The sequence below is a fragment of the Amycolatopsis decaplanina DSM 44594 genome, from assembly GCF_000342005.1.
Taxonomy (GTDB): Bacteria; Actinomycetota; Actinomycetes; order Mycobacteriales; family Pseudonocardiaceae; genus Amycolatopsis; species Amycolatopsis decaplanina.
Window position 1 is genome coordinate 248,479 of the sequence record NZ_AOHO01000068.1, and the last position, 12,948, is coordinate 261,426.

Here is a 12,948-nt window from a genome sequence, read left to right on the forward strand (position 1 = left end):
AGGTCTTCACTGAAGCGCAGGAGGTGGTTCCCTTGAACCCGACCACGGACACACCGGGCAAGCCGCTACTCGACGCACTCGACGCCGAGGACTCGTCGACGCGGCTCAAGACCGCCATGGCGGCAGGCAGCAGGCCCGACCCCCGCTTCACCGACGCGCTCGTCGCGCGATGCGCGATCGAGCCCGACTTCTTCGTCCGCGACATGCTCACCTGGGCGCTGACCCGGCTCCCACCGGCGAGCACGGTGCCCAGGCTCCTGGCGGAGCTTCGCTCCGAGCGAGCGCAGGCACGGAGTCAGGCGTTGCACACCCTGTCGAAGATCGGGGACCGCACCGCCTGGCCCGCGATCACACGGTCCTTGCTGCACGACGCCGACGACGAGGTGGCGCGAAGCGCGTGGCGCACGGCCGTCGTCCTCGTACCGGAGCGGGAACGAGCCGGACTGGCCGCGGAACTGGCCACGCAACTCGGCCGTGGTGACCGGGACAGGCGGCTGAGCCTCAGCCGGGCGCTGGTCGCGCTCGGGGACGCTTGCAAGCCGGCTCTGCGTAAGGGACTGGAGAGTCATGAACCGACGGTGCGCGCGCACGCGCGTGCCACGGAAAGGCTCCTGCACGACCCGGAAGCGGGGTTCGACGTGACGACGGACGAAGCGAAACGGATCATGGCACTCGGTCCGCACCAGGCCGAGGGATCGGCATGCTGATCGGTGAGGTGGCGCGGCGTTCGGGAGTGAGCTCCCGGATGCTGCGCCACTACGACTCCCTCGGGCTGGTGCGGCCGACGGGACGCACCGTCGGCGGCTACCGGGAATATGCGGACGAGGACATCCGCAGGATCTTCCATGTGGAGAGCCTGCGCTCGCTGGGGCTGTCCCTGCGCCAGATCTCGCGCGCGCTGGAGGACCCGACCTTCACGCCGTCGACGCTGGTCGGCGACCTCATCCGCCAGGCGGAGGACCGGGTGAACCGGGAACAGGAGCTGCTCGAGCGGCTGCGCGCGGTCGACGCCTCGGCCCCCTCGGACTGGCAGGACGCCTTGCGCATCGTGGAACTCCTGCGAGGTCTCACGTCACCCCACGCGGCGCGCCGCCAGCAGGCCGCCCTTAGCCCGGCCGAAGACATGCCGGTTCCCGCCGATCGGCTCGCCGACGCGATCCTGAACGAGGCCGACCCGAATGTCGCCGGAGCCCTGCGCTGGGCTCTCGCGCGGGCGGGCGGCGACGGAGTGGCCGGGGTGGTGGCCGGGCTGCGTTCGGAGGACGCCCGCATCCGGCAGCGCGCGGTTCTGGCGCTCGCCGAGATTCCCGGCGAGGAAGCCGGGACGGCGCTCGCGGAAGCGCTCGGGGACTCCGACGCGAGAGTGCGCGGGCCCGCCGCACTGGCCTTGGGCGGTCGAGGGGCGACCGCGGCCACGCCGTCCCTCGTCCGCATGGTGGTCGACGGCACGAACGACGTCGAAGCCGCGGAAGTGCTGGGCGCACTGGTGGAGATTCCCGGCTCCGCGGAACGGATCATGGCCGCCTTGGCCGACGAACTCGCGGCCCACGCCGGGGATTCCGCGGTCCGGATCCGCGTGGTCCAAGCCCTGGCGGAAATTCCGGGGCCCCTGGCGCGCGGCATGCTACGACAACTCGCCGAGGACGACGATCCGGCTGTCGCGCTGATCGCGTCCGCCCTCGCCGACCGAGGTCGATGACACCACCGCGGACTCGCCCGCGCCGCCACCGATCCGGAAACCGTTCGCGACCATTACGAACGCGCGATCAAGGTCTACCCCGACTGGACCTCGTCCGCGTATCGGCGCCCTTCCTTGCGCCTAAGTGGCTTTCGCGACGCTTGGTGTGTCCGTGAAGGCCTCCTTCCCTACTTTCAGGGTAGGGAAGGAGGCCTTCACGGACTTTCCTGACTCGCGGCTGCTCAAGACCACACCACCGACCGAGCGGGGAAGAATCCGGACGCTCAACGTCCGGAATCCTCCCCCGTCGCACACCCATCATCCAACCCGAGGACACCCAGGTCAGCCCAGATTCCAGTGGATAGGCGAATACAGGTCCGCTAGAAGCCGAATCGCCACTCACGAGGCTCAAGACCGCCAGGTGTCGTTCAGCGCCAGTGTGCAGCCGTCCGAAGTGGTGCCGACGCGATTGGCGCCTGATTCCCACGTGACGTTACCGCCCTCCTTGCGGATGTACTTGTACTGGAAGGCGGCTCCCTTCGGCAAAGTGACCTTCGCCGTCCACAAGGGATAGTCGGCGGACGCCATCGGGACCGCGTTCGCCGGGTTCCACCCGCCGAGTTCGGCGCGGTCGCCGACGACGAAGATGTTCTGGCCCCAGGACGTGGTGGCGTTCACGGTGAACTTCGCCGCAACACCGGAGCACGCCGCGCTGTACCGCTGCTTGACCACCGACGGTGTCTCGACCGGGGCGCCCGCGTCGATCGAGTGTGCCAGCCGGACGAACTGCGCCATCGACCAAGCGAGCGGCGTCGCCGAGCCGGTGCCTTCGCCGAAGGTGAAGCCGCCGGTGCTCTGCCGGTCCCAGACCTGTTCGGGGATCAGATAGCCGGGATTCGCCGAGGCGGCCATGGCGGACAGATGCGCCGTCGCCGAGCGGCCGTTGGCCAGTTCGTATTCGCCGCGTTCACCGGTGAGCAACGGCCATAGCCGTCCGACGCCGGCGCCGGTGTAAGGACCGCCGGAAGCGGTTTCGCCGTAGCCGTCGTGGTTGTACCGGTACCACATCGGGCCGTTCGGAGTGTCCACCTTGAGCGTCGAGTCCACTTCGGGAACCGAGGCGGCGACGTCCGGATCGGCCGCCGGTTTCACGCCCAGGCGGACGAGGTCCAGGAAGCCGGCGTCGATGATGGCGCGTTCATCATGGTTTCCGCCGCCGTTCTGCAGGAAGACGTTCTGTCCGTCGTTCGGATCGCCGTTGCCGTCGATGCGGTGGAAATACCGGCCGTCGCCGAGCGGACCGGACGTGGTGAACGTCCAGGCGCTGACCTGCGCCTGCCACCGGTCGGCGGTCTCGCGGTAGCGGGCGGCGCCGGCGGTGTCCCCGTTGCGTTCGGCGATGTCGGCGGCGCAGATCAGCCCGGCGATCTCCGCGGCGATGGTGGAGGGTGAGTAGCCGCCGTTCTCTTCCCAGCGTTCCTGCGGGGTGGACGGACCGTGTGCGACGAGGAAGTCCGCGGACTTCTTCACCTTCGCCCACATCCCCGCGTCGAACCGGCTCAGCTGCCACGCGAGCACGATCGGGAAGGCGACCTCGTCCATCTGCAGGCTGGTCCAGCAGTTGGTGCCGTCGAGCCGGGTGTTCTGCGGGAAAGAACCGTCCGGTCGCTGCTGGACGGTGAACAGATAATCGACCGACCGGTTGGCCGCCGCCGAGTCGCCTGCCGCGATCTGCGCGGTCGAGACCTGGTAGAGGTCGCGAGACCAGACGGCGTGGTATCCGCAGTCCCCCGTGCCGTTCGCGTCCTTCGCCTCACCCCACGGATTGGTGAGCGAGGCGACGTTCGCTCCCGGATAGGTCTTGTCCTCGTGGGCCTTGAGGGTCATCAGCGCGACGTTGTACTGCGTGGTCAGACCGGCACCGCTGATCGAACGGGGCACCGCGGCCAGTGAGGAAAGGTAGCCGCTCCAGCCGGACCGGTACGCGGTGTCCGCCGCCGCGAAACCACCCGCGAGCGAGGCCGACGCGTTCGCCGACGCGGCGCCGCGATCGCCTCCGAAACCGATCGCGAGCGTGAAGGTGGTGTCGGTGCCCACGGGAATCTGCCCCAGCTGCACCAGATTCCCGGGCGTCGAGGCCGAGTCGTACTGCGCACCGAGAACGTGATCGCCGCTCAGGTCGACATAACCATCGCTCGCGGTCCCGCTGTAGCCACTGGTCGCCTTGACGAAACCGGTGGAGGCGGCCAAAGCGCTGGACACCGGCCCGTCCGAAGCGACCAGCTGCCCGCCGAACGTGGCGCCGGTGTCCCCCATGCCGCTGTTGTTCAAAGACGGGTTGTACAACACGTACAACTGCAGAGGGCCGCCGCTGAGCACCTCGAACCTGGTCTGGATCAGCACGGTGGACCGAGCCGGGTCCGCGGTGTGGGTCTTGGTGATCCGGTACCGGCCGTTGGTGGCGGTGTTGATCTGCCGGTAGCTCAGGGAACGCGGATCGGTGAGCACAAGCTGTTTGCTGGTGTGATCGCGTTCCAACTGCGTGAAACCGGCACCGTCGGACACGACGTACTGCAGGTCCTGGACGTTGGCGACGTCCACGGTCGGGTAATAGATCTCGTGGCTGATGCCCTGACCGAGGGTGAACCACACCTTCGACGCGGCATCGGTGGCGGTACCGAAACCTTCCTTGCCACCGGTCGTCCAGGCCGCCCCGGTGCCCGGCGCGCCGGGAGCGTCCGCCAGTGGCGCGGCGCTCACCGGCGCGGATGTCAGGAGTGCTGCCGCGGTCAACAGCGCGATCGTCGCGCGACGCCGCTTCGGAGACTTCATGACGGTCCTTCCCACAGGCTTCATCGACGGCAGGATTTGTTGTTAGCGGCAACTTATTACCTGGCCGTCTTGACCATCAGGGCCGATCGGAGTAACCCGGACCACTCACGCCGGTGGTCCGGTCTGCTCAAGGAGCGGCGAATCGGCTGGGATCGCCGGGCGGACCACCGAGAATGAGGTCCGCGGCGCGGGCGAGAACCTGTTCCCGGGTCCGCCCGGGGTGGTCCGCGGCGAGGAAGTGGTTGCCGATGGCCGTACAGAAGGCGAGCAGGGCGCGGGCTTCGACCTCGTCAGGGTCGGCACAGAAGGTGCCGATACCGTCGCGGGCCAGCTGCATGCGCCGGTTGTCCACCCGCCGCAGGCGTTCGGCCACGGCCTCGTCACGTCGAGCCCAGTCGCGGACAGCCAGGTCGATGGGCAGCAGCCGGCCACCGGAGAAGGTGAGCCGTCCCGCCAGCCGGACCTTGTCCCGCGCGTCGCACCCCTCCTGCTCGACGCGAGCGAGGACCTCGTCGACGCTTTCGTACTCCCAGGCATCCAGCATCGCCTCCAGCAGAGCCGCACGGTCGGCGAAGTAGCCGTAGAACCCGCCTTTGGTCACGCCGATCGCCTTGGCCAGCGCCTCGACGCGCACCGCCTCCACCCCGCCCTCCGCCAGCGCCCGCAGACCTTCTTCGACCCACTTCTCACGCGGCGTGCGCAATGCGCCCATGCCGTGGTCCACCTCACCTGTCCACTGGTTGTACGGCACCGTATAACCGGTCTAGCCTGAACTTATACGCCACCGTATAACAAGGACTGGGGAGTTGACATGATCAAATGGGCGGGCTGGCTCATAACGCTGTTCGGCGCGGCGCACACCTTGGGCGCCCTCACGGTGATGAAAGCCGCCGGCCATGCCGGCACGTGGTTCAGCGGGACATTGTGGAGGGACGACCTCTCCGCCATGAGCCCCGCGAACAGCGCCTTCTGGCTGAGCGCGGCCAGCTTCGGCGTGCCGCTCGTCCTGGTCGGCCTGACCGTGCTGTGGCTGGACCGGCGCGGCATCACCCCACCCCGGTTCATCGCGTGGGCGCTGGGGATCTGGACCCTGCTGATCGCCACGGTCCTCCTTTTCACGCCCTGGCCGATCCTCCTGGTCGCGACCGTTCTGCTGCTGGCCGGAATCCGCCGCGCCGATCCGGCCCCGCCGCGAAGTGCGACGGGGCCGGATCAGGGTTTCCGCGGGATCAGCCGACCGGACGCGGCTTGAGGTTCACCTCCACCGTGTTGCCGGGACCGGAGGTGACACCGGTGACGATGCCGTTGAGGAATCCGCAACCCTGCAGCGGCGGCAGGGTGTAGGAACCGGTGAGCTTGCCACCGGCCAGCGGGTCGAAGCCGGCCTTCGACTGGAGGGGGATCTGGGCCGGAGTCTTCGTCTGGCAGGTCGGGCTCGCCGAAACCGGGAAGCCGAAGACGCTGATCCGCGGCAGTTTGACCGTCACCGCCGAGGTCGACTTGAGCACCCCGCCTGCCAGCGTGCCGGTGGTCTTGCCCGCCGACACGAACTCGATCTTCGCGTTGACCGGGACGAAGCCCCAGAGCGTGAGGTTCGCGCTCGTCGGGTTCAGCGTCAGGTCGGCGTCGAAGGTCCCGTTCGCGAGGGTGATCGCGGCGTTGATGCCCCCGCGCAGGTCGATCGGGCCGGAGAGCTTCTTCAGCTGCGTTTTGCCGGTCAGGTCATAGCTGTACTTGACGACCGGGGACGTGTTCGGCTTGGTCTTCGCCGTGACCGGCGCGCCGGCGGCCGACTTGTTCCCCGCGGCGTCCTTGGCGACCACGGTGAAGGTGTACTCCGTGTCGGCCTTGAGACCGTCCACAGTGGCCGAAGTCCCGGTCACCGATTTCACCAACGTGGCACCGTTGTAGACGTCGTACCCGGTGACACCGACATTGTCCGTCGCCGCGTCCCACTCGAGGCTCACGCTGGTCTGCGTGGTCCCCGTGGAGCGCGGGTTGCCCGGCGCGCCGGGAGCCTCCGTGTCGGGCGCGGCCTGCGTCCGGACGGTGATGGCGGCGCTGGGAGTGGAGAGGTTGCCCGCCGCGTCCTTCGCGACCACGGTGAACGAATACTCCGTGTCCGGCGCGAGACCGTCCACGGTCACGGAAGTCCCGGTCACGGATTTCACCAAGGTGCCGCCGTTGTAGACGTCGTACCCGGTGACGCCGACATTGTCCGTCGCGGCGTTCCACTCGAGGTTCACGCTGGTCTGCGTGGCCCCGGTGGAGCGCGGGTTGCCCGGCGCACCGGGAGCCTGCGTGTCGGGCGCGGCCTGCGTCCGTGCAGTGGCCGCGGCGCTGGGCGCCGACGCGTTGCCCGCGGCGTCCTTGGCGACCACGGTGAACGAGTACTCCGTGTCCGGCGCGAGTCCGTCCACCGTCGCGGAGGTTCCCGTCACCGTCTTCACCAGCGTGGCACCGTTGTAGACGTCGTAGCCGGTCACACCGACGTTGTCGCTCGACGCGTTCCAGGACAGCTTGACGCTGGACTGGGTCACGTCGGTCGTGGCGAGACCGGCCGGAACGCTGGGCGCTTCGGTGTCGGGGGCCGTGGCCGTCCGAGCGGTCACCGGGGCGCTGGGCTCCGACCTGTTGCCTGCCGCGTCCTTGGCGACGACGGTGAAGCTGTACTCGGTGTCGGCGGCGAGACCGTCGACCGTGGCATTGGTCTCCGTCACCGACTTCACCAAGGTGCCGCCGTTGTAGACGTCGTAACCGGTGACACCGACGTTGTCGCTCGAAGCGTCCCATGCCAGACCGACGCTGGAGGCCGAGGTACCGGTCGAGTGCAGGTTGCCCGGCGCACCGGGAGCCTGCGTGTCGGGCGCGGCCTGGGTCCGTGCCGTGGCCGCGGTGCTGGGCGCCGACGCGTTGCCCGCGGCGTCCTTCGCGACCACTGTGAAGGTGTACTCGGTATCGGCCGTCAGACCGTCGATCGTGACCTGGGGTTCCGTGACCGACTTGACGACCTCGGCGCCCTTCAGAACGTCGTAGCCGGTGACACCGACGTTGTCGCTCGAAGCGTCCCAGGCCAGCGTCACGCTGGTTTGGGTGGTTCCGGTCGAGTGCACGTTCGCGGGTGTCGTCGGCGCCTGCGTGTCCGGAGCCTTCGCGGTGCGGGCGGTGGCAGGCGCGGTGGCGGGCGAGATGTTGCCCGCCGCGTCCTTCGCCTTGACGGTGAAGGTGTACTCGGTGTCCGGGGTGAGACCGTCGACCGTGGCCGTCGTGCCGCTCACGGACTTGACGAGATTCGTGCCCTCGTAGACGTCGTAGCCGGTCACGCCGACGTTGTCGGTGGCCGCGCCCCAAGACAACGCGACACTGTTCTGGGTGACTTCACCGACCGTCACAGCACCAGGAGCCGAAGGCGCGGTCGTGTCCGCGGCGGGTGTGACGGTGAAGGTGTGCAGGACGTTGGCCTGGCCGTTCGCGGGAGTGCAGTCCGCGACGAACGTGCCGAGACCGGTCTCCGCGCCGGAAGCCGTCAACGGCGTCATGGTCAGCACCAGATCGTGTACCGACAAGGTCGCCGTCCCCGGCTGGTCGAACCGCAACGACGGCGCGGCACCGCTCGCGTTGACGATCAGGTCGTTGCCCTTCGGCGGGATGGGCTGCTGCGGGATGCCCGTCGGCACGCCGACCGCGAGATGCCCCTGCGGGCTGGACACCAGCGACGAAGCCAGTGCCGATCCCCTGATGCTCTCGGCGCCGACGAGCCGGAGCCCTTCGGTCGCCGTCTTGCCCGCGTTGGAGACGGCCGTGATGTCTATCTTCGGGGTGAACTGGCCCACCGGGATCGTGTCGGGGAGCGTGGCGTTGATGTCGACCGTGACGTCCTGATTGCCGATCAGCGGGAACGGGCAGCTGTAGACCTGCCGCAGCGGCGGGTGGTTCCCCGTGCCGACAACGGCTTCCGGGGTGACCGGAGAGCCGGTCACCGTGTAGGTCTGCAGGACGGTATCGGCGCCCGCCGCCAGCGTGCAGTCCGAAGTGAAGGTGCCGAGACCGGTCTCGGTGCCGTCGGCCTTGAGCGGGGTCATCACCAACTGGAGGCCGTTCACGGCGAGCGTCGCGGTGCCCGGCTGGTCGAACCTCAGCGCGGGCGCGCTGCCCGTGGCGTTCACGACCAGGTCGTTGCCCGCCGCCGGGATGGGCTGCTTCGGCACGTCGGAGTCGACCTTCACCGTCATCGTGCCCTGGCTGCCGGGCATCGTCACGGTCGAGGTCGCCTTCGCGGTGCCCTTGATGGACTCGGCGCCGACGAGCCGAAGGCCTTCGGTCGCCGTCTTGCCCGCGTTGGACACGGCGGTGATCTCGATGGCGGGAGTCAGTTTCCCGGTCTCGATCGTCGAAGGCTGAGTGGTCTTGATGGTGACCGAGACGTTCTGATCACCGATCAACGGGAATGGACACGAGTAATTCTGCGTGAGCTCACCCGGAGCCGCGGCACTGGTGCCCGAGCCGATCGCGAGACCCAGGGCCACCAAGGCCGCCGTACTCACGACGGCGATGCCCCCAGTGGCCAGTCTTCGACTACGTCTTCTGTGTTTCACAGGTCCCTCTCCAACACATAGACCACACCCGCCGAAACCATCGGACAAACGATTAATGCCCGCTTTCGCGGGCTCTCTTCGGCGGGAGTGTGTGCACATTTACGGGTATGCCACAGGGAATTAACACACCCGCGAGGCTCGCCAGGCAAGCAAAATCACAGAGCCCGTGCGACCATTCTTCGTCTTTGTCATACGCGGTCGATTCACCGTTCGCGAATCTGTCAGGCACGACCCCAAAACGTCCGCCACCATCTCGGCGAGGGTGGTTACTGGCCAACATGGCCGCGATCAGGTCAAGGGAGAGGGACCGCTCCCCCGGCTTCGCCCGCTCACTTGGCCGCGCGCCAGGGCGGCACCCAGCCGAGCCGTTCGCGGACCGTGTCGAGACCGGGGCCGGCCAGGCTCCGGCGGTCCGAGACGTTCGCCGACCGCGGTCCGAGGATCCGCATCCTGTCGACCGCGGTACTCGAAGCCGTACACGTTCACCCAGGTGTCGAAGCGGCGCTTGTGCTTCGACTCCTCTTCTGCGGGCAGGTCATCGCTGGTGAACATGCGGTCCAGCGCGGCCAATGCGAACATCCCGGCGACCACCGCCGCGACCGCTGAGATCACGGCGACGACGATGGCGGACATGTGGTCGATCCAATCATGGATCGACGGCGGGACACCGGCCGTCGCGTCAGGACCCGCCGAGGCGAACGGTTATTGAAGGGCAGACCGTGGCGGGCCTCGTGAGTGGTAAGGACGGTTAGAACCGTCCTTACCACTCACGAGGCCCGCCACCAGAACACGCCACGATTGCCTTACCCCTCAATAGAACGTCGCGGAGCCGGGCAGGGTCTCGATGCGTTCTCGCCTGCTGCGGTCGCCTAGGCGTCGCCGCGCATCACCACCGCGTGTTCAGGGGACTGAGGATCTCGCCCAGGACGCGACGCGCGTCCACGGCTTCCTCGTCGGCGCGGCCTCTCGTCCGAGCGCAGGTGACCAGCGTCTTCCACAGCGCCCAACCGCGCCCTCGCGCCCACGTCGCGCTGTCGACCGAAAGTCGCTCGCGGAACGCCTCCCGGCCGTCGGCGGTCAGCAATGTCCAGGCGATGGCCATGTCGCAGGACGGGTCGCCGACGCCGCAGGTGCCGAAGTCGATGACGGCCGCCAGTTCCCCGCCGTCCAGCAGCAGATTCCCCGGTGCGATGTCGCCGTGGAACCACCGGTCCGCACCGTCCCAAGGGGTGTGCAGCGCGGTCTTCCAGCTCTCGCGGGCCGAGCCGACGTCGATTTCGCCGTCCAATGCCGAGAGCGCGCGCTCGGCCAGTGTGTCGTAGGTGCGCAGGGTGGCTCCACGGAACCAGTTGTGCTTACCCGGTTGGGGACCGTCGGCGGTATCGACGTTCCGCAACGCCGCGAGGAAACCGGACAGGTCGAGAGCGAACCGGACCGGGTCGGAAATACGGTCCGCGCTCGCGGGCTCGCCGTCGAGCCACCGGTAGATCGACCACGGGAAGGGATAGCCCGCGCCGGGGCGCCCCTTCGCCAGCGGGACAGGAACAGGAAGCGGGAGCCTGGGAGCCAGCACCGGAAGCCAATGCTGTTCCTTGTCCACCGCCAAGGCGTACTCGGCGGCGCTCGGCAGCCGCGCCACCATTGCGTCGCCGAGACGGAAAGTGAAGTTGTCCCAACCGGACCTGGCCACAGGCCGGACCGGAAGACCGGCCCACTCCGGGAACTGCTCGCCGACCAACCGGCGCACCTGCGCCACGTCGACGGTGATCCGCCGCGGCATCGGACCGAGATCCGGCGTATTGCTCAAGACGACTTCCTTGCTCGATGGGCTCCCCACCAAGTCTCGTCATGCCGTCCAGCGGATATTCGGCGGACTCCCGGGCCCGGCGGATCACGGTCGCCCACCTCGGCAGGCCCGGTCGCGCCGGCCGGGTCGCGACCCGGCCGGCGCGACCGGCTGCGTGTCGTCCGTGCACACCCGTGATCAGGCGGACGGCACGCTCATCGAACGGACTACAGGACAGCGCTTAGCCGAGTGTCCAGTACACCGCGTGGGACTTCCCGGCGGCGTTGGAGGCGACTCCGACGACGCGGCCGTTGTCGGTGATCCGGTATCCCTGGCCGCGGGTGCCGCCGGGCAGCGTGCCGAGCTGCCTGCGTTCCCCGTTCCGGAACCAGACCGTCGCCTGACTCCGGAAAGTGCCGGCCACGGTGCCCTGCGCGTTGACCGCTTCGGCGTCAGCGCCGAGACCGTCGTCGGGCAGGGCGGCGACGTGGCCGTCGAGGTCCCAGATCAGGGCCGATCGGCGAGGCGGGTTGAGGTACCCGGAACCGACGACGTAACCGGTGGGGCCGATCCCGTAGATCCAGACCGAATGGGGGCTGGGCCAGTCCATGGGATGGGTCACGCCGTCCCGATCCCACTTCGCCGGGACAGGGGGCCCGCTGCTGGTCTCACGCAGGACACCGGCGGCCACGCCGTCCTTGTTGATCCGGCCCGCCCCACTGCTCACGCCCTGCGGCGCCAGCTCGGTGATCGGCCCACCGTTCACCCACCGCACGGCCTGGTTCGCCGCGGAGCGGACGGCACTCCCGGCGATGATGGTGCCGTCGCCGGAGATGCCCTCGGTCATGCTCCAGGTTTCGCCGGGCAACGTGCCCAGGTCGGTGGCCGCGCCATCCGGGTCCCAGCGGAACCCGTGGAACTGGTTGTCCGGCGTCAGCCAGTTCCCGATGACGACGCCGGTGTCGCTGATCGCCCACGCGGTGGCGTTGTGATAGCCGGGCGGAAGCTGCAGCGAGGTCGCCTGGCCCGCGGCGTCCCAGCGAACCGGCACGGCCGTGGTCGCGGTCAACACGTAACCGGCGGACACCCCGTGACTGTTGATGTCGCGCACCTGCCCCTCGGTTCCGCCTGGCGTGGGCAGCGCCATGATCCGGCCGTCGGCGTCCCAGCGGACCGGATGGCTGCGTTTCGGGGTCGGGCCCACCAACGACAGCCCGACCATCTCCCCTGCCTCGTTGACCGCGAGGACCGTACTCTCGTCGTCCCCCGGCAACGTACCGAGATCCACCGGTCCCACCGGGATGGCCTGCGCGGTCCCCGTCACCGCGCCGGTGACCACGACAAGAGCAGCTACCAGCGAAAACACCCGTCTTCGCGCGACTGGCACACAATTCCTCATCACGATGACTCCCCAATCTCGATCCAGTGGTGTGCGATGTGCGGACCCCCGGTGCGACAGTAATGCACTCCCTTCACGAATGGCTTCCACGGCGATCGCTTTCCACACGAACAGCCGACTGGTTCCGTCTCGAGTTCGTTCCTCGTGACCGACGCGAATATTGACAATCGAGCGTCCGCCTCGCCGAAAACCCAGCACATTCGTGACACAAGAAGGGCGGGGTACCCGGAAAACGTCGTCGGGAAATACAAAAGGCCGACAGCATGATTCCGGCCGGCGGCCCGTTCCCGAAGCGGTGAATCCGTACCGGAAATCGAGCACCGCCGCGACACGCCACGAGGAAACAAATTTTCGTCTGCCAGGCGCTTCATGTTGCGGAAACCTCTTTCGCAACATCGTGGAGGCAGGGGTGGGCGCGGGTGTCGGCCGCCGGGTTTGAGTGGCACCGGCTTGATCAACGGAGGATCGGGGACGTTGAGTGTCCCGGATCTTCCGTTGATCATGGCCCGGACGACGTCACCTCGCGTCTATGAAGGAATCGGGACGGTGAGTGTCCTAATTCCTTCATAGACGATCCCGATACCCGCTGGGATCGTCGCCCTCGCGCAGATCAGCAGCGAATAGCCGAATACCGCGACGTTCCAACCGTCCTTAACAC

9 protein-coding genes are annotated in these 12,948 nt (G+C 68.2%); 4 read left to right on the forward strand and 5 right to left on the reverse strand.

The window, feature by feature from the left end; all coding sequences use genetic code 11:
* The first annotated feature begins 23 nt into the window (after positions 1-23).
* Both H074_RS26505 and H074_RS26510 read left to right on the forward strand, forming a co-directional pair.
* Entirely contained in the window at positions 24-707 is a 684-nt protein-coding gene (locus H074_RS26505; RefSeq protein WP_039923438.1) for a HEAT repeat domain-containing protein, read from the forward strand.
* Positions 701-1,699, forward strand: coding sequence for a HEAT repeat domain-containing protein (locus H074_RS26510; RefSeq protein ID WP_007033153.1), 999 nt, complete (start codon positions 701-703; stop codon positions 1,697-1,699). Before H074_RS26505 ends, H074_RS26510 begins: the two co-directional genes overlap by 7 nt.
* Before the next feature lie 387 nt (positions 1,700-2,086).
* Here the strand turns inward: H074_RS26510 and H074_RS26515 are convergent, their stop codons facing one another.
* Positions 2,087-4,510 carry a glucan 1,4-alpha-glucosidase gene (locus H074_RS26515; RefSeq protein WP_007033154.1) on the reverse strand — a complete coding sequence of 808 codons (2,424 nt, stop codon included), beginning with the start codon at positions 4,508-4,510 and terminating at the stop codon, positions 2,087-2,089.
* 127 nt (positions 4,511-4,637) lie between these two features.
* Positions 4,638-5,222 carry a TetR/AcrR family transcriptional regulator gene (locus tag H074_RS26520; protein WP_039923439.1) on the reverse strand — a complete coding sequence of 195 codons (585 nt, stop codon included), beginning with the start codon at positions 5,220-5,222 and terminating at the stop codon, positions 4,638-4,640.
* Positions 5,223-5,321: 99 nt separating this feature from the next.
* Between H074_RS26520 and H074_RS26525 the strand changes: the two genes are divergently transcribed.
* Entirely contained in the window at positions 5,322-5,762 is a 441-nt protein-coding gene (locus tag H074_RS26525) for a DUF6463 family protein (protein ID WP_007033156.1), read from the forward strand.
* Here the strand turns inward: H074_RS26525 and H074_RS26530 are convergent.
* Complete coding sequence (locus tag H074_RS26530; RefSeq protein ID WP_235096887.1) at positions 5,740-9,054, reverse strand: fibronectin type III domain-containing protein; 3,315 nt, start codon at positions 9,052-9,054, stop codon at positions 5,740-5,742. The two genes, H074_RS26525 and H074_RS26530, sit on opposite strands and share 23 nt — an antisense overlap.
* 541 nt (positions 9,055-9,595) lie before the next feature.
* On the opposite strand from H074_RS26530, the gene H074_RS41705 reads away from it, so the two are divergent.
* On the forward strand, positions 9,596-9,814 hold the full coding sequence (locus tag H074_RS41705; RefSeq protein ID WP_235096888.1) for a hypothetical protein: 219 nt from the start codon (positions 9,596-9,598) through the stop codon (positions 9,812-9,814).
* A gap of 177 nt (positions 9,815-9,991) precedes the next feature.
* Here H074_RS41705 and H074_RS26535 read toward each other — a convergent pair whose 3' ends face one another.
* Positions 9,992-10,885, reverse strand: a complete 894-nt coding sequence (locus tag H074_RS26535) for an aminoglycoside phosphotransferase family protein (protein WP_085941018.1) — start codon at positions 10,883-10,885, stop codon at positions 9,992-9,994.
* 247 nt (positions 10,886-11,132) lie between these two features.
* Positions 11,133-12,257, reverse strand: coding sequence for an HAF repeat-containing protein (locus tag H074_RS26540; protein WP_039923441.1), 1,125 nt, complete (start codon positions 12,255-12,257; stop codon positions 11,133-11,135).
* Positions 12,258-12,948: the final 691 nt, after the last annotated feature.